The following is a 21,529-nucleotide window of genomic DNA, read 5'->3' on the forward strand; positions in this document are numbered from 1 at the left end:
ACGCGGCGTCGAACCGGCCCTCCTCCAACGCGTCGAGGAGCACGCGAGTCTGGAGCCGGTTACGCGAACCCGACGGATCGGTCGACTCCGCCACGCGTCCCGCGGCGATGGCGTCGGGAACCGATGCGACGATGAGTTTGATTCCGTCGGGGTTGTCGGCGGTCGGCGCGACCCGACGGTCGCGGAACTCGATCACCTCGTCGAAGTTGTGTCCGGTGTCGACGTGCAGGACCGGAAACGGCAGCGGGTGTGGGCGAAATGCCTTCTCCGCCAAACGAAGTAGCACGATGGAGTCCTTGCCACCGGAGAACAGCAGCACTGGACGTTCGAGTTCTGCCGCCACTTCGCGAATGATGTGCACAGCCTCGGACTCGAGTACCCGCAACGCGGATACGTGGTCGAGGTCGGCTGCGGCGTCGATCTGCGTGGTCATTGCGGGTATCCGTTCCGCACCGCGTCGTCGCGGTACCGCTCGACCCACTCCTTGGAGCGGGCATTGGACTGTGGCTTCAACGGCGGTGGCGGCGCCAGCGCAGGGTCTTGACCCAGCGCGGAGAGAACACGCGCGGTGGTGCCCGACGGGTCCTTGGTGAGTTCGCCGAACTCGATGTCGAGGGGCTCGATGCCCTCCTCAGCGAACCATTCGCGCCACGACTTCTCCTGCGCCAGAAGTATTTCGGCAAGGTGGGCAATGCCCTCGGCGTTGTAGACCGCCGAGTCTTCGGCGGCATCGCCGTCGTGTCGCCATACTCGTGTCTGCACCGCGCGCCACATCGATACCGCCTGTGGCACAACGTCTTCCCGGTAGACATGCACGTACAGCGGATCGTCGCCGAACAGTGTGCGGATCGCGGTTCGCAGCGAACCCGACCCGGTCCGCGTTCGCGAGATCAGCAGGGGCGTCTGATTCCACATCAGTTTGCCGCCCCACACGCCGTTCGACGAACGGCCAGCGGCAAAGACGTCGTCGCGCCACTGTGCGGAGGTTCTGGTGTCGACGACGCCGTCGTCGAGTTCGTCGAGAGCCTCGATGATCGCAGGGTCGTCGACGTCCGCGAACCATTCACGTGGTTGCGGCGCTTGTGATGTCGCGGGGAAGTATTGGAAGAACTCCTCGGGAGTCCCGGCGACCCCCGTCTCGGCGAGAGACTCGACGAGGAGGGTGCTCCCGCTGCGCTGACTGGCGCACACGAGGTAGTTGTCGACTGGCGGCACCCGCTCAGTTTAACCAGCCCGAAACCGCCCGCAACCTGGGCAATTAGGCGCTCGACGGTCCAAACTATTTACAAAACTCGACGTCTGTGTGTCAGCCCTGCGCGCTGGGTGCATCAGCAGATCGGCGAGCCTCGTCGTCGACCTCGCCCTGCTGGATCTCGCCGGTGAGATCGCGCTCACGTCCGAGCGGGCGCCGCGACGGAAGTGCCTGCTCGTCGGGTGGGGTCTCGACGGCTTGTTCGAAGTAGCGCGTCATGAACTCATCCGCGATGGCAGTCCCCGCGCTCTCGTCCGGAAGCGCGTCGTGAGTGTCGGCACGCCACTGGGCCAACCGTGCCGCGAGTTCTGCGCGGACGTGCGCGAAATCCGGATCGTCGGCGAGATTCGTGCGCTCCCACGGATCGTGGTCGAGATCGTAGAGTTCGACGGCCGGCCGCTCCGCTGTGATGACCGACGCGTCGATCGACCGCGCGGACGGACTGTCGGCGATGTCGAGCGGGAGCAGCAACGCCGGGCGATGCGCGTAGTTCTCGATATAGCTGTACTTCTTTGTCCGAATCGCCCGGATCGGGTCGTAGGCGTCGTGATAGGTCTTCTCCGTGAAGACCGCCCCGCGTATCGGCTCCTGCGCGTTGCGCACGATCTCGGGGGCATGCGAGACACCGTCGACGTCGGCAGGGGCCTCAAGGCCGAGGAGATCGAGAATCGTCGGAGTGAGGTCGACACCCGAGAACAGGTCGTCGTACACGCGCGGTTCGATCGCGCGCCCCGTCGGTGGCCGCACGATCAGCGCGACGCCTGTCCCCTCCGCGTAGAGCGTCGATTTTGCTCGCGGGAACGCCAGACCGTGGTCGGTGATGAAGACGATCCAGGTGTTGTGGTCGAGCCCGAGGTCGGCGACGGTGTCGAGGAGGCGCCCCACCGCGTCGTCGGCCTTCGAGATGCTTCCGTGCAGGCCCGCGAGATCTTCGCGCACGTCGTCGGTGTCGGGAAGGAAGCCGGGTACCTCGATGCCCGAGGTGTCGGGATGCTTGTACTCATCGACGGGATAGGGGCGATGGGTCTCGAAGAAGCCTGCGGTGAGCAGAAACGGTTGGGCCGTCTGCTCATTCGCGGTTCGCTCGACGTACCTGCGCAGCCAGCGCTGCGACTCGGCGACCACGTGGTCACATCGGGAGTCGGAGACGTCGACGGTGTCGAAGCCGAGTCGTTGCGGATCGGAGCTCTCGTGCTGCATGCCGAACAGCACGGTCCGATACCCGGCATCGCCGAGCAGGGAGGGCAGCGTCCGCACGCCGTCGCGGTACTCGAAGCCGTGATGCGCAAGGCCGACGAGTCCGTTGTGATGCGGGTACTGCCCGGTGAAGAGCGACCCACGGGCCGGTGAGCACAGCGGCGCGGTGGCGTGGGCGTCGGTAAACAGGATGCCCTCCGACGCCAGAGCATCCATATTCGGACTCTCGACACCGTCGGCCCCATAGCAGGCGAGATGACGCCCGAGATCGTGCCAGTGCACGAAGATGACGTTCTCCCGCGTGGGGCTTGGGGCGCCGTCGAGGCCACCAGCGTTGTCGAAAGGCATTCACCCATGATGCACCCGCCGTTTCCGCACGTGGTGGCGGGTTACACACCGAAGCCGTCTACCTGGGCTCGCCGCGCCAGCACGACGGGATGAAATCAGCGTGAGTTCAATCTCTGCGCCGGCCGCGAGGCTGGTCGGGGCGAGGGGCCGTCGCGGGGCGGTTCGGGCGAGGTCGCTGGGCTGCCGGGCTGGTCAGCGGCCGTCGCGGGGGGCGTCGTCGCGCGTGAATGTGTGTCGTATCGAAGGATGTGGCTGCTGCAGCACACACATCCTCACGTTCGACACACATCTAGGCCGCACGTCCCGCGGGGCCACGCGGCCCGGAACCCCCGCAGCGTCGACCTCACCGCGCGAGGAACGACTCCCACGCCTCGCGCGAGCCGAGTGTCACGCCTGCTGCTGCCGCCCCGGCCTCGGCGTCACGCACCCGTTCCATCAGCGCAAGCGTCCTGGCCCGCGCGGCGGCTTCGACGCTGTCGTCACCTGCGCTGATCGTCACGGTGAGCACCGCGGGGTCGATGGTGTCGACGGGGTAGTTCGCGGCGGTGAGACGTTCGAGCACCTTCTGCGTCAGCGCGAGCGCCGGTGCCGTTGTCGCGATGCCGTCGAGGACCGAGCCGCGCTGCTTCTCGGCGGCCTTGCGCTCCTCCCACTCGCGGATCTGCGTCTCGAGGTCGCTGTGTTCGCCGGACAGAACGCCCGGCGTCCGGCCGCGAACCTTGTCGACGAAGCTCCGCGCGACGTCGTCGATGTCGAAGGGCGCGACCGGGTCGTCGGCCGCGATCCTCGCGTGGAACAGCACCTGCAGCAGCAGGTCGCCGAGCTCCTCCCGGAGGTTCTCCTGGTCGTCACCGTCGAGGGCATCGAGCAACTCGTAGACCTCTTCGAGCAGGTACCGCCGCAGCGACGGGTGCGTCTGCGTCGACTCCCAGGGTCCGTTTCTGCGCAGCGTGTCCATCAGCGCGACGGCGTCGAGCAGGCTCGCCCCCGACCGACGTTCCACTTCGACGACGTCGTCGCCGTCTGCGATCCGCCGACGTACCAGCGGATGCTGCGCGTCCGTCGTGACCAGGGTGAGCGACGGGTCGGAGTCGGCTGCCGCAGTGACGATGTGGTCGAGTTCCCACAGCACCGACGCGGGTACGTCTTCGGTCACCAGCACGGTTCCGACCAGCACTGCCCGCGCCGCGATTGGGACAACACCTGGTTGCTGCGGATCGAGCACCACGACCGTCAACGCAACTCCCCCACGCGATAGAACCGTTCGGCGTTGGTGCGCAGCACCGCCTCGGCGTCGTGCTCTCCGACCTCGGCGACGAGCAGGTCGATGTCGTCATCACTGAACGGTCGACGGGCCCTGGTCGACGGCAGATCGGTACCGAACATCAGGGCCGTCGGATCGACCGCCATGATCTGTCGAATCGCAGACGGAACGTCGAGTTCCACCCGACCGAAACCTGTTGCCTTGACCCGTACTCCGCGTTCGACGAGCGACAGGAGCACCGGGAGCCCGGCCGTCGACAATCCGAGATGATCGATACTGACCGCGGGCAACCCAGCAATGACGTCGGTCAGGTCGTCGAGATGTGCTGCGTCGACGTATAACTCGGTATGCCAGCCCGCGACATCGTGCACACGTCTGGCGAACGCGTCGAGTTCATCGAGTGATGCCGACCCTCCTCGCGCAACATTGAACCGAATGCCACGGACGCCACGCTCAGACAAGGCGACGACATCCTCATCGGTGACAGTGGTCGGTAGCTGCGTGACCCCGACGAATCCCTGACCGAGTTGCTCCAACGCCGCGACCAGATACGTCTGGTCGAACTTCTGGAACGATCCGGAAACCACTGCGCCGCCGACGATCCCGAGCGATTCGGTGCGTGCGCGGTACTCCGGCACTCCGAACTGCTCCGGAAGAAATCCGTTGTTCTCGACGACGGGGTAGGCGTGATCGATGATGTGGAAATGCGCATCGAAGATCCCCCGCGCGCTCATCGGTCAGCCTGCTCGAGCGGCTTGAGGTTGCGCAGGAACGTCGCGAGGTACTCGATGACCTCGTCGTCGCGCAGGCGCGCCGATCCGACGCCTCCGGTGCGCGGAATCGGTAGCGTGACAACCGATGTGGTCGCCCGATACGACGCCGCGGGGTACAACCGTTTGAGGCGCACCTGCTCGCTGTCGGCCAGCGGGAGCGGCGCGACCTTCACACTCGTACCGGTGGTGCCGATCTCGGTGACACCCCGTTCACGTGCGCGCAGACGGAGTTTCGCGATCGACGCCAGGCGTTGTGTTTCCTCGGGCGGTTCGCCGTAGCGGTCGGTGAGTTCCGACATCACGCCGTCGACCTCGTCGTCCGACGTCGCCGACGCGAGCTTGCGGTACGCCTCGAGGCGCAACCGATCGGAATCGACGTACTCGACCGGAATGTGTGCGTCGACGGGCAGGTCGATGCGGACCTCGCTGGGTTCCGACGACGTGACGGGCAGGCCGTCTGCCGCGGCGCGGTATGCCTCGACGGCCTCGCCGACGAGGCGGACGTACAGATCGAATCCGACACCGGCGACGTGCCCTGACTGCTCGGCACCGAGAACGTTTCCGGCACCACGCAATTCGAGGTCCTTGAGCGCGACGGCCATGCCCGCGCCGAGTTCGTTGTTCTGCGCGATCGTCGCCAACCTGTCGTAAGCCGTTTCGGTGAGCGGCTTTTCAGGACTGTAAAGCAGGTAGGCGTAACCGCGCTCACGACTTCGACCGACACGACCACGCAACTGATGCAACTGCGACAGGCCGAGATTCTCGGCACGATCGACGATGAGTGTGTTCGCGTTCGAGATGTCGAGACCGGTCTCGATGATGGTGGTACACACCAGCACGTCGAACTCGCGATTCCAGAAACCGGCGACGGTGCGTTCGAGTTGATCCTCATTCATCTGACCATGCGCCACAGCAACTCTCGCCTCGGGGACCATCGCGGCGATATCGCGGGCCGTCTTATCGATGGTCGACACCCGATTGTGAACGTAGAAAACCTGGCCGTCGCGCAACAGTTCTCGGCGAATCGCTGCCGCCACCTGCTTGGGCGAATACGCCCCGACGTAGGTGAGCACCGGATGCCGTTCTTCCGGCGGGGTGAGGATGGTCGACATCTCGCGAATGCCCGCCATCGACATCTCCAGCGTTCGCGGAATCGGCGTCGCCGACATCGTCAGCACGTCGACGTGCGTGCGCAACGACTTGATGTGTTCCTTGTGTTCGACGCCGAAACGCTGCTCCTCGTCGACGATCACCAGCCCGAGGTCTTTCCACGTGACACCGGTCTGCAGCAATCGGTGCGTACCGATCACGATGTCGACCTCGCCCTTCGCCATCTCCTTGATGATCTCGCGTGACTCCTTGGCATCGGTGAACCGCGAGAGTCCTCTGATGCGCACCGGGAACCCCGACATACGCTCGGTGAATGTCTGCAGATGTTGTTGCGCGAGAATGGTCGTCGGGACCAGGACCGCGACCTGCTTACCGTCCTGCACGGCCTTGAAGGCCGCGCGAACTGCGATCTCGGTCTTGCCGTAACCGACATCGCCGACGATCACGCGGTCCATCGGAGCCGACTTCTCCATGTCGTCCTTGACCTCGCCGATCACCGTCATCTGATCGACGGTCTCGGTGAAGTCAAACGCGTCCTCCATCTCACGTTGCCAGGGCGTGTCCGGACTGAAGGCGTAGCCCGGCGCGGCGTGCCTGGCCGCGTAGAGCTGGACCAGCTCGCCGGCGATCTCACGAACAGCCTTGCGCGCCTTGCGTTTCGTGTTCTGCCAGTCGGAGCCGCCGAGCTTCGACAACGACGGCTGCTCGCCTCCGACATAACGCGACAACTGATCGAGCGAATCCATCGGCACATAAAGCCGGTCGCCGGGTTGCCCACGCTTGGAGGCCGCATACTCCAGCACGAGGTACTCCCGTCGCGCGCCCGACACAGTGCGTTCGATCATCTCGACGAACTTGCCGATGCCGTGCTGATCGTGCACGACGAGATCGCCCGCGGTGAGCGCAAGCGGGTCGACTTGATTGCGACGCTTGGCGGGCAATCGCTTTCCGTCGCGCACACTGGCGACGCGGTTGCCGGTGAGGTCCGTCTCCGTCACGATCACCAATCCCGCACTTGGACTGACGATTCCGTGACGCAGCGCGCCGTTGAACACCGACACGGTTCCCGGTTCGGGTCGCGCGCCCCCGTCGACGAGTGCGTGCGGAACCTCTGCGTCGGCAAGTCGCTCGCAGACACGCTGTGCGGTGCCCTTGCCCGCGACCACGATCGCAGCGGTGTTGCCCGCGCTGACGTGAGCGCGCAGTCCGGCGAACACGATCCGGATCTCCTCGTCGTCACCATGCGGCGTCGGCCCCGGGGTGATGTCGAGTTCGTATTCTTCGCCGAAGCCCGCAGACAGCGGACTCATCGTCCACCACGACCGACCCGCCGCGAGCGTGGCCTTCTCGACGTCATCGAGTGGCCGATAAGCACTGGCCTGCAAATCAATTCCGGTCGGACCGGACATATCGCGGGTGTCGACGGGCGCCGTGGCTCCCATCGCGGCGGCGTTCCACGACGCCTCGAGGAACTCGGCTCCGGTTTGTGCGAGATCGGCTGCGCGCGTGCGGACCTTCTCGGGATCGAGCACGAGCACGCGGGTGCCGGCGGGCAGCACCTCGGTCAGCAACTGCATCTCGCCGTCGACAAGCGCCGGTGTCAGCGCTTCCATTCCCGCGACCGGAATACCCTCGGCGAGCGAGGTGAGCATCTCGACGAGCGAGGGATCGTCGGCGTTCTCGACGGCGAGTTCTGCCGCGCGTTCGCGCACGGGCGGGGTGAGCAGCAGCTCGCGACAGGGATGGATGAGGACTACCGACGCGTCGACCTCGGGTTGGCTACGCTGATCCGCCACCGAGAACGCCCGCATCTCGGAGATCTCATCGCCCCAGAACTCGACCCGCACAGGGAAATCGGCGGTGGTCGGGAAGACGTCGAGAATGCCGCCGCGTACGGCGAATTCGCCACGCCGACCGACCATGTCGACGCGCTCGTACGCCATCTCGACGAGATCGGTGAGCAAGCCGTCGAAGTCGAGTTCGATGCCCTCACGCAACGTCATGGTGCGTATCTCCCCGAGCCCGGGCGCCATCGGCTGCACCAGTGATCGGACGGTGGTAACCACCACGCGCAGCGGAGCGTCGCCCGGGTGCGCCAGCCGATGCAGCACCTCGAGACGCTGCCCGACGACCTCGGCGCTCGGCGAGAGCCGTTCGTGCGGAAGCGTCTCCCACGACGGGAACTGCGCCACCGCAGACTCGTCGTCGAGAAGCTCGCGTAGTTCGGCCGTCAGGTCGTCGGCTTCGCGTCCATTCGCCGAGACGACGAGGATCGGCGCGTCAGCAACCTCGGAGAGACAACTGACCACGAACGGCCGGGCGGCGTCGGGGGCAGTGATCGCGAGTTGCGGATCGTCGCGATGGTCACGCAGTGCCGCGATGCTCGTGTCCGCGCAGGCGAGGGATGCGAGTCCGTGAAGGGCGGGAGTAGACGACACTTCGGCAATTCTAGGGCACGGCAATTCTGCCAGGCAGATGCCGCTAGTCGGCTGTCGCTGCCTGCCGCGCCCGATACGCCGCGACGGCGTTGCGATTACCGCAGGCCGTCGAGCAATACCGCCGAGACCGGTTGCGAGAAAGGTCGACGACGACGCCCTCGCAGCCCGCGTCGGCGCAGACGGACAACCTCGACATGTCGTCGGCCCTGATCACGTCGATCATGGCCATCGCGGTCTCGACCATGATCCGGTCGGCGAGGGGGGCGTCGTCGTCGATGGCGTGCAGATGCCAGTCCGTGTCGCCGTGTCGCACCAGCCGCGGCACGGCCAGGTGCCGACTCAGGATCTCGTTGACTTGATCGACGGCACGGTCGCGGTCGGCGATGAGCAGCGCTCGCAGCGCCGGCCGGATCGCCGACACGGCGTCGAGTTCTTGCTGGTCACCGTCATGGCGGCCGGTATAGCCGTAGTGGTCCCAGAAGGCGTCGAGGTCGTCGATGGAACGCAGGGTCTCTGGCGACTCTGCCGAGTTGGCGAGCGCAACCGCTGCCTGCAGCGCCAGATCGACGTCATCACCGAAAACCATGTTGACACCTTACCAAGGCCGCCGCTAGCGTCATTACCCATGACGTCGGTGACCCATGACCGCACGCCGGCAGAGGTGGCCGCTCGCAGACGCGCGGGCCTGATCCTGGCCCTGGTGTCGGCAACGAGCTTCGGGCTGTCGGGCGCGCTCGGCACGCCGCTGATGGCCGCGGGGTGGAGCGCGGGCGCTGTCGTCGCGATCCGCATCGGCATCGGCGGTCTCGCGTTGCTGCCGTTCGCCATTCGCGACCTCGGCGGTGTCTCGGCGCTGCGATGGTCGACGCCGTCGACGCTGGTCCGCGACCACGGCAGGACGATCGCGCTCTACGGATTCCTCGGCATGGCCGTCGCACAGTTCTGCTACTTCTCCGCCATCGAGCACATGGACGTCGGACCGGCCCTACTCATCGAGTACACCGCACCCGTTGTCGTGGTCGCGTGGATGTGGGCGATCCACCGCCAGCGGCCGTCGCGGTGGGCGCTGGCTGGTATTGCGGTGAGCGGCGTCGGATTGGTCGGAGTCCTCGACCTCGTCGGCGGCACCTCGGTGAGCCCCGTCGGTGCGCTGTGGGCGTCGGGCGCAATGCTCGGCGCCGCCGGCTACTTCATCATTTCGGCCAAGGAGAACGATTCACTGCCGCCGTCTGTGCTCGCGGCGAGCGGAATGGTCTTTGCGGCAACACTTCTCGGAGTACTCGGCCTCGTGCATGCACTGCCGATGACGATCGGCGACCCGACGGTCCACTTCGCCGGATTCGACGCACCGGCATGGACGGTGCTGGCTGCTCTCGCGCTCGTCACCGCGGCGACCGCATATCTCACCGGAATCGGTGCCGCGCGCAGACTCGGAGCGCGGCTCGCCTCGATGTTCGCGCTTGTCGAGGTCTTGGCCGCGGTCGTATGGGCCGCGATCCTGCTCGATCAGGTCCCGGCGGCGCTCCAGATCGTCGGCGGCGTCTTGATTGTCGTCGGGGTCATCGCGGCCAAGATCGGCGAACCGGGCACGTCGACGTCGCCCGTCGGCGAGCCGTTGCCGCTTGGCCACGTGCCAGAAGGCCCCGAGAACGATGCTGCCGACAGCCATGCTCCCGACAACGATGCCGCAACGTCTGCACCCGAGACTTAACCGGACTGCGGTCCGGTTGATACGATGTTCGCATGTCAGCCCCCGAACCCACCCGCCAGCCGACGCTGTTCCTGAGTCACGGCGCCCCACCACTCGTCGACAGCGAACGATGGGTCTCCCAGCTCACCGAGCTGTCCACCACACTCGACCGTCCATCGGCGATCCTGGTGGTGTCGGCGCACTGGGAGGCCGCGCCGCTGACGATCGGTTCGACCGACCCGACCACGCCCCTGACCTACGACTTCTGGGGATTTCCCGAGCGCTTCTATCGCACCACCTACTGGTCGCCCGGTGCTCCCGATCTCGCGGCGAGAGTCGCGGCGATGATGCCCGACGGCACCGCAATCGCCCGTGACCAGCACCGTCGCCTCGACCACGGCGCATACGTGCCGTTGACGGTCATGTACCCCGACGCCGATATTCCCGTGCTCCAGATCTCGCTTCCCACACTCGACCCCGCACAATTGCTGAACCTCGGCCGTCGACTCGCACCGCTGCGCGACGAGGGAGTGCTCATCATCGGATCGGGTTTCACCACGCACGGGCTGCCGTATCTGACCGACCCGTCCCCCGACGCCGCGCCGCCGAGCTGGTCATCGGAGTTCGACGCCTGGGCGCACGAGCGTTTCGCCGACGGCGACGTCGAGTCCCTGATCGATTTTCGACGCACCGCCCCGGGAATGCCCTACGCCCACCCCACTATTGAGCATTTCGCGCCGCTCTTCGTCGCGCTGGGCGCCAGCGACGATCCCGAGCAACAGGCCGACCAGGTCATCGACGGGTTCTGGATGGGCCTTGCCAAGCGGTCGCTGGTGCTTGCCTGAGGGGACCTCTCACCGGATCCGCCTGCGCCTGCTCACTCAGTCGTGAGCGGCGTAGATCGCCTCGGCAAGTTCAAGTTTGAGCTGCTGGAACTCTGGCGTTGCAATCACCGCAGGCGATCGGACGCCGTCCGGCGTATCGCCGGGTAGTTCGATTCGTCGATCGATCGAGATTCGCCCGGGCCGCGCGCTCATCACGAGCACTCGCGTCGATAAAAACACTGCCTCCTCGACCGAGTGGGTCACGAAAATGATCGTCTTACGTTCACGTCGCCAGATTCCGAGCAGCTCGACCTGAAGACGCTCACGCGTCAATGGATCGAGCGCCCCATACGGCTCGTCCATGAGAATCAGCCGCGGATCGTTCACCAACACCCGCGCGATCTGTGCACGCTGCTGCATACCACCGGACAGTTCATACGGTCGTCTCTCGCCAAATCCCGTCAGACCAACCAACTCGAGCATCGCCGAAGCCTTGTTCTCACGCTCTTGTTTCGGCACACCGCGCATCTTGGGCCCGAACTCGACGTTGCGCCGCACCGACAACCACGGGTACAGAGTCGCCGCCTGAAAGACGACCCCCCGTTCCGGTGACGGTCCGTCGATATGCGCGCTACCGATCATCACCGTTCCCTCGGTAGGTTCGAGAAATCCAGCAATGATCTGGAGCAGCGTGGTCTTGCCACATCCGGACGGCCCTACGAGACAGACGAACTCGCCGGGGTCGATGGTGAGGTCAGTGCGCGCAAGTGCGACCACCTCCGACGATCCCGATGAGTACGTCTGGCCGACGCCGGTGAGAGTCAGGCGATCTGCCAGACTCTCTTGCGCGGCGGAACCGCTCGTCCCAAGACCTTGTGGCCCACTGTCATTGGCTTCGGTAGCACTGCTCGTGTTCATTGTCCCGCCACCTCATTGATTGCGGTGCTGTAGACCGCGTTGTTGTATACCTGCTGGTCGCTGACCGCATCGACTTCACCCTGATCCTTGAGAAAGGACGCGGTGTCGAACAGTGAACGCGCGAGTCCGCCACCAAACCACCGTGGCTGCGATTGTTCCTTCGCGTTCAGATAGACATATCCCTTCAGCTGTGTGCGCACCTGCTCGGGAGGCACACCGAGTTGCCCGGAGATCCGTTCGACGGCATCGTCAGGCTTGTTCTTGATCTGCTCGACCGCCCAGTTCTGAGCGACCGTCCACATCCGCATGGCCTTGGGATTCTCCCTGACAAACGCGCCGCGTGCGCCCTCGAGATCGAATGTGGGACTTCCGGCGTCGGCGGTGTCCTCTGCGGTCATGATGATGTGACCGGACCGTGTGAGTTGTGACAGCGTCGGCTCCCAAATCCATGCGGCGTCGATCTGTCCTCCCTGCCACGCGCCAAGGATGGCGCTCGGCTCCAGGTTGATCACGGTGACGTCGCCGGTGATACCCGCTTTTGTCAGTGCGGACATGAGACTCAGGTGTGATGTCGAGCCAAACGGCACACCAATCTTCTTGCCGCGCAACTGACTGATGGATTTGATCTCCGGATCGCGAACCACAAGCGACTCCGCACCGCCAATCACGTCTTGAATCCACACAACCGACACGTCAAGGTCCAGCGGCGCCGACAATGCCTTGGCTGCAGGCGCTGACCCGAACAGCCCGAGGTCAAGCGAGTTGGACCCGAAGGCACGTACCACATCGCCTCCCGATGAGAACTGCGTCCACACGATCTTGGCCTTGGGCATGCACTTGGTGAGTATGTCGGCATCCTTGACGACGAGATCACCGTTCGGGATTTGCTGATAGCCGATGCGGATATCGCCGGTGATCGACTCGTCGGGCTTCACCGGGCAGGAGACCTCGGTGATCAGAGAGCGGCTTTGCTCGCCCCGACCTGACTTGACGATGCAGCCCGTTGCCGAGACGCTGACGCCGACACACAGAGCGGCGGCGACGGCGGTTCGGACCACCGTGCGTGTCGTGAAGAGCCGAGAAACGTTGCGCATCATACTTTTCCCTTCCAAGGCGCAACTGCGAGGCCGATCCACTTGAGAATCGAGTCAAGCACGAGTGCGGTGATGCCGATGACGATGATGCAGGCGATGACCAAAGGGGTGCGTAGCTGGGTGCCCGCTATGTAGGCGAGTCCGCCAACGCCTGGGATACCGTTGTTGAGTTCGGCCGCGACCACTGTGGTCCAGGCGAACCCGACCGCCAAGCGGATACCGCTGACGATCTCCGGCGCCGTCGCCGGCAAGATCACCCGGGTGATGACCTGCATCCGGGAAGCACCAAGACTCCGTGCCGCGTTGATGTAGTCAGCCTTGACGCCGAGAATTCCGGTGACCGTCGCAACTGTTATCGCCGGGAAGGCCGCGAGAAACAGCAGCCAGATTTTCGACGTGTCACCGATTCCAAACCAGACGATTAAGAGGCTGAAGTAGCCAAGCGGCGGCAGCGCGCGCAGAAAGTTGAGATAGGGCTCGATGACGGTCGCAATGACCTTCGACGTTCCCATCAGCACCCCTAGGAGCACGCCGACGATAATCGCTGCACCCACACCAACAAAGATGCGTTGCAGACTCGCTATCAAGTGCTCCCAAAGGAAATAGTTCTGTTCGCCCAACACTTCTCGCGGAACACCTGGGGCCACCTGGTGCCACGTGTTCGCACGGATAAACGCGTCCCACACTGCACCGGGACTCGGCAGATACAACGGACTGACGATTCCGACAGCAGTGATCGTCCACCACACAACTAAGAAGGCGATGAGCGCACCCAGTCGAATCGCCCAGGACCGCAAGAGCTTCGACGATATGGAGAGCCGTGCGTGGATCGACGGCTTGGGGATCGAGGTCGCTAGCGCGTTCATGCTGTCCTCCGGTGTACGCGCTGTGCACTGGTCTGATCGCGGGCGAGCAACAGCATGCTGTCGACGTTCACATGCGGCGGTCGAGTTACCACCCAACTCACCGCATCAGCGACGTCAGCCGCACTCAGGGGCGCCAACCCCGCATAGACCGCCGCGGCACGGTCAACGTCACCGTCGAAGCGGTTGATGGAGAACTCCGTTTCGACCATCCCCGGGTCGATTTCACAGACACGCACCGGCTCGCCGAGCAGTTCCAGCCGAAGCACCCGCGTGAGTGCGCGCACGGCATGCTTTGCCGCGTTGTATCCGCCGCCGCCGAGGTACGGCTCGATGGCGGCGACCGAACCAACCGTGACAACCGTGGCACATCTCGACGCGCGCAACAGCGGCAACAGCTGCCGGGTCACCCGGAGGACGCCGAGCACGTTCATGTCGAACATGGCCTGCCAGTCCGCATCCGAGGACTCGGCGATCGAATCGGCTCCGATCGCGCCGCCGGCGTTGTTGACCAGCACATCAGCTCGCTCAAGGAGTCCACAGAAGGCTGTGACCGAGTTGGGATCGGTCACATCGAGGTGCGCGACCGTCACTCTCGCCTCCGGGTGATCAGCGCGAATCTTTGCCGCGAGGTCGTCGAGCCGTTCGATACGACGCGCACCAATGTGCAGGTCGTGACCGGCCGCCACGAGGGCCCGAGCGCTCGCCGCGCCGATGCCACTACTGGCGCCCGTGATCACAGCAAGTGGGCGGAAGGGGTCGGGAGCGTCGGCCATGGTGAAGGTCCTCCTCAAAGGGGTAGCGGCTGCTGAACACAGTGGGACAGCACGTTTGATACAGCGTCGGGCAGAACTGGTGCTACGAGAAGGGCCACAACCGCCCAATACTGCAGGGCCAGATGTAACGAATAGGCCATCCCTGTGTCATTCGCAACGAACTCTGCCCACCCGCTCGTAGACGGTTGAGGCCACAACCTGGCGCTTCGCTGCATCTCGGCGAGCGACAGTGCAGATACGATCCACGGCCGCGAATTTCACACCGCATCTGGCTCTGTCAATTGAGAGAGTTCTGGCCCTTTCAGTGGTGCCAACCGGCTGAGACAGTGGACACAACGTCAACGACGCCATCATCGGTCGCCGACGAAATACAGACGCTGCACTGTTGTAGCGACCCCCACGTCGAGAAGGAGATCCGGATGCCCGCACCCGAGAACGCGCAGGCCGCACAGACATACGCACTCGACCGCGCACACGTCTTTCACTCATGGTCGGCGCAAGCAACGCTCGACCCGCTCGTCATCACAGGCGCCGAAGGCATGTACGTGTTCGACGGAGACGGCAACCGGTTGCTCGATTTCTCCTCTCAGCTGGTGTTCACCAATATCGGCCACCAACATCCGAGAGTGGTGCGCGCGATCGCAGACCAGGCGTCGACGCTGTGCACCATCGCACCCGCACATGCAAACTCTGCTCGGGCTCGCGCTGCCGAACTCATCGCTGACATCGCACCGGCGGGATTCAACAAGGTCTTCTTCACCAACGGCGGTGCCGACGCCGTCGAGCACGCCGTCCGAATGGCACGACTAACCACGGGCCGATACAAGACACTCTCTGCCTTCCGCGGTTATCACGGCGGCACGCAGCAGGCAATTAATCTCACCGGAGATCCACGTCGTTGGCCGAATGACTACGGCTCGTCGGGCGCCGTGCATTTTTTCGCCCCGTTTCTTTACCGCAGCCAATTCCACGCCACCACGCAGGAGGAGGAATGCGCCCGGGCACTCGCACATCTCCGCACCCTTATCGAATTCGAAGGCCCTGACGACTTCGCCGCGATCATCCTTGAATCCGTACCCGGCACAGCGGGAATCATGCCGCCGCCGCCGGGCTACCTCGCAGGCGTGCGCGAGCTGTGCGATCAGTTCGGCATCGTCATGATCCTCGACGAGGTGATGGCAGGGTTCGGCCGAACCGGCAAGTGGTTGGCACTCGAGCACTTCGACGCCGTACCCGATCTCATCACCTTCGCGAAGGGCGTGAACTCGGGCTACGTTCCCATGGGCGGCGTGATCCTGTCCGATCGAATCGCCGACGAGTTCGCCACGCGCGCATACCCGGGCGGCCTCACCTACTCAGGCCACCCGTTAGCCGCCGCCGCGGCGGTGGCGACCATCGAAACCATGCACGAGGAGAAGCTCGTTGACAACGCTGCGACAGTCGGAACCGAGGTACTCGGACCCGGTCTGCGCGAACTCGCAGAACGTCATTCGATCATCGGCGATGTACGCGGACTCGGCGTCTTCTGGGCCATCGAGCTCGTCTCCGATCGCCAAACCAAGCAACCGCTGGCGCCGTACGGGGGCAGTTCGCCCGAGATGAAGGCCATCGCCGATCGCGCTCAGCGCAACGGTCTATTGATGTTCCAGAACATGAACCGCTTTCATCTCACGCCACCCTGCATCGTCTCGGCAGAGGAAACCAAGCAAGCCTTGGCGATTCTCGACGACGCGCTCTGCGCGGTCTGAGCTCGACGCCGGGTTCTCACGGCAACGCTGCCGCGAGAGCGCGGATGCCCGGTTCGATCTGCTCGGTACGCATTGCGCTGTAGCCCAACCGTAGGTTCGTATTGCGCCACGTCCCGGGAAAGTAGTATCGCGATCCATCGGCGACGAGCACGCCGTGGCCGCGGGCACGCAACGCCCAACGCTTGCAATCGATCTCGGGCGGAGCCGTGTACCACAGGCTGACTCCACCTGGCGGGTATGCGCTTGCACCCTCAGGCATCGGAAGATGTTGCGCCACTGCCGAGGTCAACGCTTCCCAGTTGCCGCGGAGACGTCTGCGTTGGCCACGCAACACCTTGTGATAGTCACCAGACGAAATGAAGATTCCCAGCGCCCGCTGCAAATGACCCGCGAGATGCTTTGAACGGTGGTGACGTTCGACGCGCAGCGCTGCAATCACGTCGGGATGGGCCACTACGAAACCGAGCCGCAGACCCGCCGCGAGGAATTTCGAGAACGAGCCGATGTAGAGCACCCTCCCACTGGTGTCCATTGCCTTGAGTGACGGTGAAGGTTGACCGCGGAATCGGAACTCGCTGTCGTAATCATCCTCAATGACGAATGCATCGCGATCTGAGAGCGAGTCCATGAGCAAGCGCCGACGCGGCATGCTGAGCGTCACGTTGGTCGGATGATGATGACTCGGTGTGAGGTAGATGGCATCGAACCGGGCCGCATCCTCGATGACTGCGCCCCACTGATCGGTCGCAAGCGGAACCACCGACGCCCCGATGCGGGTGCAGATATGCCACGCGTCCACATAGCCGGGGTTCTCCACAGCGACCGTCGACGACGGACCCAACAACACGTCTGCGATCAGCGAAAGACCCTGCTGCGCACCAGAAGTGATCAGTACTTCGTCGGGCGTCGCCGCCACACCGCGGGATGGCAGGATCTCGTTGCACAACGCGTCGAGGAGCAGCGGGTCATCTGAGTCGCCCGCGTCGCGGATACTGTAAGCCAGATGTGGGTGATGAAGCGCCGCAACCATCGCACGCTGCCAGGCGCGCGCCGGAAAAGATCTCACCTCCGGCTGCGCCGAGATGAACGGGTAAGGATAGTCCTGCCAGTTGGTGAACGCGGGCGCACGCGTGACCGGCAACTGCCTCACACCCGACTGCCTACGTTCGAGACGTGGCTGCCAGTCCATTGCCCGCGCCCGCGCTGGCAAGGTGGCACGAGATGCGACCGCTCGCGTAGCGAGATCTACGGGATAGAGGCCAGAACGAGGTCTGCTTTCCACGAGTCCAGCCCCGGTCAGTTCCTGATACGCCAGGGCTACGGTGTTGCGCGAGACGCCGAGGGAAGAAGCAAGGTAGCGCGTCGACGGCATCGGCCGCGTCTGGCCGTAGACGCCTCGGGCGAGTTGGTCCTCGAGAAGTGCGCGTACCTGACGGTAGAGCGGTGTAGACGACGACTGGTTGACTGACAACGGCGTCAGTTCCTCGCTGAACTCACGCCCGCCCAATCTGGCCTCCTTGTTCATGCCCAATCTGGCACTTTTAGTGTGACAGCGTAGAGACCAGTCTAGAGCGGTGAGTGTTTTGACGCCGTGGGCAATGGCTGCCGTCGTCGGGATCGTCCTCGCGGGCTCGTTGGTCCAGGGAGTTTCCGGTTCGGGCTTCGGAGTCGTCACCGCTCCCGCGCTACTGATGGTCGCACCGCAACTCGTTCCGACGACACTGCTGTGCCTGGCAACCGTGGCTTGTGGCTTCGGGGCATGGCGCGAGCGCACGCACATCGACTGGGCATTCGTGTCCAGATGCCTCATCGCCGCAGTGCCGGGCACCGCGACTGGCCTCGTCGCAGTCCACCTCGTAGCCGCTCCAACGTTGGAAGTGGGTATTGCAACTGCGGTAATCCTCGGTGGTGTCGCAGGCCTGTGTGGAGCTCGGGTCCCACTTTCCCACCGTGGCACCGTCGCAGCCGGATTTCTCTCCGGCGCACTCAATTATGCTGCGGCACTCCCCGGGCCGCCGCTGGCCCTCACCTACCGGACTCCCGACGCCGCGCAAATCCGTGCGACCCTTTCGGCTGTGTTCACGATGATGTCGCTCGCCACGTCAATCGTGGTGACGACGATCGGGCGAGGCGGAATCGAGAACCTAAAAGCCGCAGCACTTCTCGCTGCTCCGCTCGCTGTCGGCATCGCATTCGGACGTCGAATCGCGCCCTGGGTGAGCGCAACCTGGACAGCGCGAGCGGGGATGTCGTTGTCAGTCCTCGCCGGATTGGGACTCCTGCTCAACAACGTCTGACGCGCGGTCGGTAGATGTCGCGTCGCCAACCGTTCGCGCTTTGTGTTCGACGTAATCCGGCCCGACGAGTTCGGGGTCCGGGTCGAGGCGGGTGAGTCCGTTCCAGCAGAGATTGACCAGGTGCGCCGCGACAACCTCTTTCGACGGTTCGCGGACGTCGAGCCACCACTGCGCCGTCACCGACACCATCCCGACGAGCGCCTGTGCGTACATCGGGGCCAGCTTCGGGTCGAATCCCCGTCGTTCGAAGTCGCCGGCAAGGATGTGCTCGACCTGGCTGATGGCGTCATTCAGAAGACTTCCGTACGTCGCGTTGTCCCTCGACGACGCACTGTCGCCGCGCACGAGGATGCGGAATCCGTCGGTGCGCTCCTCCATGTAGGTCAACAGCGCCAAGGCCACCTGCTGAATGCGATACAACGAGCGGTTCTTGGAGAGCGACGACGTGATCATCTCGAGCAGGGTCTCCATCTCACGGTCGACGACGACCGCGTAGAGACCTTCCTTACCTCCGAAGTGCTCGTACACAATCGGTTTCGACACCCCGGCGCGCTGGGCGATCTCTTCGATGGATGTGCCCTCGAAGCCCCGCTCGGCGAACAGACCGCGCGCGACCTCGATCAGTTGCAGGCGTCGTTGGGCGCCGGTCATGCGGGCCCGTGGCGCGCGTTTGACCTCACCTGTGCTCGAGTTCGCCGGACGGCTGACAGCCATGAGGCCACCCTACGAGATCTCCCACGCCCAATCGACCTGACGCTCCGGCTGCCCCCCGTCCCACGCGGCAGGACCCGAGAAGACGCACCCAGCTCACCGGAGGATGTGTCGTATCGAAGGAAGTGGGCGCTGCAGCACACACATCCTTCGATACGACGCACATTCACCTTATAAAGATGCGCAATCCACCTATTCTCGTCGGTTTAGACGTACTCACCTCTTCCGCGGTTGTAAACCCCCCATATTTCGGACTTATGCCGAGAGTGCGGATTTCCTACGGTCAGATACATCGCCCGTAGAGAGTCACGTATCCAGCGCGTGGCAACGGACGACGAGAGACGAAGGATGGACCATGAGACCTCACAGAAGCTTGCTCCAGGTACTCGGCATGTCGATCGCCGTGACCGCGATGATCCTCGGCCTGACAACGGCCACCGCCGCGAAGAGCGAGGCCACGCCTCTCCCGCAGGGCGGTTCAAGTGCCGTCCTGGTGATCACCAACAACACCGGTATGCCGTTGACCCTGAAGCAATTCCCCGATACCAGCGTCGGTGCGGGTAGTTCGATGGACTTCCGATGGATCGATGCGCCACCCGCCTCGCTCGGCATGGGCAGAACGGCCGTCGTACGCGCCTGGACGTCGAACCCTCTGGCCATGGGCGTCACTGTCACCTATACCTACACCTACCGCTCCGCCGTGGTGAATTACACAGCCTCCCTGCGCCACACTCTCGGATTCACCGATATCTCCGGCAGTAAAGCCTCCCCCGGTGAATCCGTGAGGGCCACCCTGATCCGTCCCGCTCCGAAAATGCTCGCCACCTACGTGTTGTCGTGAATCGCACCCGAGTCTGATCCTCATGCGAATCAGTGTTGACACGGCGGACGGACTCGTCGACTCGCTCATCGAGTTCAACGTGTTCGACACACCAGCGGAGAAGGTCGAACTCGTTGTCGATGGTGTAGACGCCGCGGGATCGCACTGGCGGTCCCGCGGCACCCATCGGCTCGGCAAAGACGGACGGATAGACCTCACCGATCCAGACCTACCGTGGTGGGACATGCGGCTCGTCGACAACCCGAGCTCCCCGGAAATTTTCGAATCCTGCGACGGCACATTGGATTTCACTGTCTCGGTATCCGACGGTACGTCCAGCGACAAGGTCACGGTCCCTCGTACGTGGGGACGCGAGCACACGGTGGAACAGCGACGAGGCGACGGATGGCAGCTACAGATCTACCGTCCGGAGTCAGCTGACTACCGTCTGCCGGGAATCGTGGTGTTCCCCGGGACGATGGTCACCAGGTCGGTGACAGCGATGGCCGCGCTGCTCGCCGCTCACGGCTATGTCGCGGCGGTCCTCTTCTACACTCAGCGCCCGGGGTTGCCCGATTCGTTCAGCAGAATTGCCACGGAGAACATCGCCGCGGGCATCGAATGCTTCGCCGCTCTGCCCTACGTCGACGAGGACATGATCGCGCTCCACGCGTCGTCGGTAGGTGTGCAGACAGCACTGACGACGATGGTGACAATGGGGACCTCCGCTCGCGCAGTCGTCGCGGTGGCCCCCAGCCACGTCGTGTTCCAGGCACTCCGCCGCGACGGCCCTCCCGAGAAGATCTCCGCCCTCACCCACGGCGGCGTCGATCTGCCGTATGTCCCCGTGCGTAGCGAGCGACTACTCGGACAACTCGCCGTGAATCTCCTGCGCCGCAAAATCTCTCACGGGCGCTCGTCGATGGCGCTGTCGACCCACGCCGCATACGCCGCAGGCCTGCGGGATCATTCGGCTGTAGAGGCCGCGACCATAGCCGTGGAGAAGATCGAGTGCCCGATGTTGGTCGCCGCGGGCACCGACGACCAGTGCTATCCGGCTGCGGACATGGCAGACGAGATGATTCGACGCCGCAGCGACGAGCACGCCACCCACGCAGTCGACGACGAACTGCTGATCTATCCCCAGGTGGGCCACTTCATCCGTCCGCCCGCGATTCCCACGACGGTCACCCGGTCGGCCTCGCTGATCTCGGGCGGCGAGCCGCGCCATATCGCAGCGGCACAGCGGGACTGCTGGACCCGGACACTCGCTTTCCTGCACCAACACCTGACCTGATCACCTCGCGCCGCATTCGGATGGTGCGACACATTTCGACCCTTTTACTCACCGTGATCAAAACGTGACACTGAGGTCCGGCGATTGCCCTCAGGGACGTCGGCGCCGG

General features: G+C 64.3%; 19 protein-coding genes. 6 read left to right on the top strand and 13 right to left on the bottom strand.

Annotated features, from left to right (window positions below):
* The 7 genes from A5766_RS05680 to A5766_RS05710 all read right to left on the bottom strand — a co-directional run.
* On the bottom strand, nt 1-433 hold a 433-nt coding region (locus A5766_RS05680), incomplete at its 3' end, for a phosphoadenosine phosphosulfate reductase domain-containing protein (RefSeq protein WP_156527378.1).
* Nucleotides 430-1,215, bottom strand: a complete 786-nt coding sequence (gene stf0 / locus A5766_RS05685; RefSeq protein ID WP_005204018.1) for a trehalose 2-sulfotransferase — start codon at nt 1,213-1,215, stop codon at nt 430-432. The genes A5766_RS05680 and stf0, both read right to left, overlap by 4 nt.
* Before the next feature lie 91 nt (nt 1,216-1,306).
* Nucleotides 1,307-2,797 (bottom strand): sulfatase family protein, encoded by a 1,491-nt coding sequence (locus A5766_RS05690; protein WP_064903799.1) that lies wholly within the window; start codon nt 2,795-2,797, stop codon nt 1,307-1,309.
* A 343-nt stretch (nt 2,798-3,140) separates the two neighbouring features.
* Nucleotides 3,141-4,034, bottom strand: a complete 894-nt coding sequence (locus A5766_RS05695) for a MazG family protein (RefSeq protein WP_064903801.1) — start codon at nt 4,032-4,034, stop codon at nt 3,141-3,143.
* Nucleotides 4,031-4,795 carry an amidohydrolase family protein gene (locus A5766_RS05700; protein WP_064903803.1) on the bottom strand — a complete coding sequence of 255 codons (765 nt, stop codon included), beginning with the start codon at nt 4,793-4,795 and terminating at the stop codon, nt 4,031-4,033. The genes A5766_RS05695 and A5766_RS05700 overlap by 4 nt, the downstream gene beginning before the upstream one ends.
* Nucleotides 4,792-8,382 (bottom strand): transcription-repair coupling factor, encoded by a 3,591-nt coding sequence (mfd, locus tag A5766_RS05705; RefSeq protein WP_064903805.1) that lies wholly within the window; start codon nt 8,380-8,382, stop codon nt 4,792-4,794. Before mfd ends, A5766_RS05700 begins: the two co-directional genes overlap by 4 nt.
* 43 nt (nt 8,383-8,425) lie before the next feature.
* Nucleotides 8,426-8,968 (bottom strand): CGNR zinc finger domain-containing protein, encoded by a 543-nt coding sequence (locus A5766_RS05710; protein ID WP_064861498.1) that lies wholly within the window; start codon nt 8,966-8,968, stop codon nt 8,426-8,428.
* A gap of 39 nt (nt 8,969-9,007) precedes the next feature.
* Between A5766_RS05710 and A5766_RS05715 the strand changes: the two genes are divergently transcribed.
* Together A5766_RS05715 and A5766_RS05720 are read left to right on the top strand one after the other, a co-directional pair.
* Nucleotides 9,008-10,093, top strand: coding sequence for an EamA family transporter (locus A5766_RS05715; RefSeq protein ID WP_231894561.1), 1,086 nt, complete (start codon nt 9,008-9,010; stop codon nt 10,091-10,093).
* A 32-nt stretch (nt 10,094-10,125) separates the two neighbouring features.
* Entirely contained in the window at nt 10,126-10,917 is a 792-nt protein-coding gene (locus A5766_RS05720; protein WP_064903806.1) for a dioxygenase family protein, read from the top strand.
* A gap of 36 nt (nt 10,918-10,953) precedes the next feature.
* Here A5766_RS05720 and A5766_RS05725 read toward each other — a convergent pair whose 3' ends face one another.
* The 4 genes from A5766_RS05725 to A5766_RS05740 all read right to left on the bottom strand — a co-directional run bounded on the left by A5766_RS05725 (nt 10,954) and on the right by A5766_RS05740 (nt 14,547).
* Nucleotides 10,954-11,814, bottom strand: coding sequence for an ABC transporter ATP-binding protein (locus tag A5766_RS05725; RefSeq protein ID WP_082933513.1), 861 nt, complete (start codon nt 11,812-11,814; stop codon nt 10,954-10,956).
* Nucleotides 11,811-12,908, bottom strand: a complete 1,098-nt coding sequence (locus A5766_RS05730) for a taurine ABC transporter substrate-binding protein (RefSeq protein WP_064861496.1) — start codon at nt 12,906-12,908, stop codon at nt 11,811-11,813. Before A5766_RS05730 ends, A5766_RS05725 begins: the two co-directional genes overlap by 4 nt.
* Nucleotides 12,908-13,531, bottom strand: coding sequence for an ABC transporter permease (locus A5766_RS05735; RefSeq protein WP_231894562.1), 624 nt, complete (start codon nt 13,529-13,531; stop codon nt 12,908-12,910). Before A5766_RS05735 ends, A5766_RS05730 begins: the two co-directional genes overlap by 1 nt.
* A gap of 239 nt (nt 13,532-13,770) precedes the next feature.
* Nucleotides 13,771-14,547 (bottom strand): SDR family NAD(P)-dependent oxidoreductase, encoded by a 777-nt coding sequence (locus tag A5766_RS05740; protein ID WP_064903808.1) that lies wholly within the window; start codon nt 14,545-14,547, stop codon nt 13,771-13,773.
* 419 nt (nt 14,548-14,966) lie between these two features.
* On the opposite strand from A5766_RS05740, the gene A5766_RS05745 reads away from it, so the two are divergent.
* Nucleotides 14,967-16,295 carry an aspartate aminotransferase family protein gene (locus A5766_RS05745; protein WP_064861886.1) on the top strand — a complete coding sequence of 443 codons (1,329 nt, stop codon included), beginning with the start codon at nt 14,967-14,969 and terminating at the stop codon, nt 16,293-16,295.
* 16 nt (nt 16,296-16,311) lie between these two features.
* On the opposite strand, the gene A5766_RS05750 is transcribed toward A5766_RS05745, so the two are convergent.
* Nucleotides 16,312-17,820 (bottom strand): aminotransferase-like domain-containing protein, encoded by a 1,509-nt coding sequence (locus A5766_RS05750; RefSeq protein ID WP_064861885.1) that lies wholly within the window; start codon nt 17,818-17,820, stop codon nt 16,312-16,314.
* Nucleotides 17,821-17,869: 49 nt separating this feature from the next.
* On the opposite strand from A5766_RS05750, the gene A5766_RS05755 reads away from it, so the two are divergent.
* Nucleotides 17,870-18,592, top strand: coding sequence for a sulfite exporter TauE/SafE family protein (locus tag A5766_RS05755; protein ID WP_156527379.1), 723 nt, complete (start codon nt 17,870-17,872; stop codon nt 18,590-18,592).
* Here A5766_RS05755 and A5766_RS05760 read toward each other — a convergent pair.
* Nucleotides 18,551-19,306 carry a TetR/AcrR family transcriptional regulator gene (locus A5766_RS05760; RefSeq protein WP_064861883.1) on the bottom strand — a complete coding sequence of 252 codons (756 nt, stop codon included), beginning with the start codon at nt 19,304-19,306 and terminating at the stop codon, nt 18,551-18,553. The genes A5766_RS05755 and A5766_RS05760 overlap by 42 nt on opposite strands.
* Nucleotides 19,307-19,658: 352 nt before the next feature.
* Here A5766_RS05760 and A5766_RS23775 point away from each other — a divergent pair, with 352 nt between their 5' ends.
* The gene (locus A5766_RS23775; RefSeq protein ID WP_156527380.1) at nt 19,659-20,144 is read left to right on the top strand and encodes a hypothetical protein; all 486 of its coding nucleotides are present in this window, start codon (nt 19,659-19,661) and stop codon (nt 20,142-20,144) included.
* Nucleotides 20,145-20,166: 22 nt separating this feature from the next.
* On the top strand, nt 20,167-21,420 hold the full coding sequence (locus tag A5766_RS05770) for an acyl-CoA thioester hydrolase/BAAT C-terminal domain-containing protein (protein ID WP_064903810.1): 1,254 nt from the start codon (nt 20,167-20,169) through the stop codon (nt 21,418-21,420).
* Nucleotides 21,421-21,529 lie beyond the last annotated feature (109 nt).

Source organism: Gordonia sp. 852002-51296_SCH5728562-b, assembly GCF_001665475.1.
In the GTDB taxonomy this organism is placed as follows: domain Bacteria; phylum Actinomycetota; class Actinomycetes; order Mycobacteriales; family Mycobacteriaceae; genus Gordonia; species Gordonia sputi.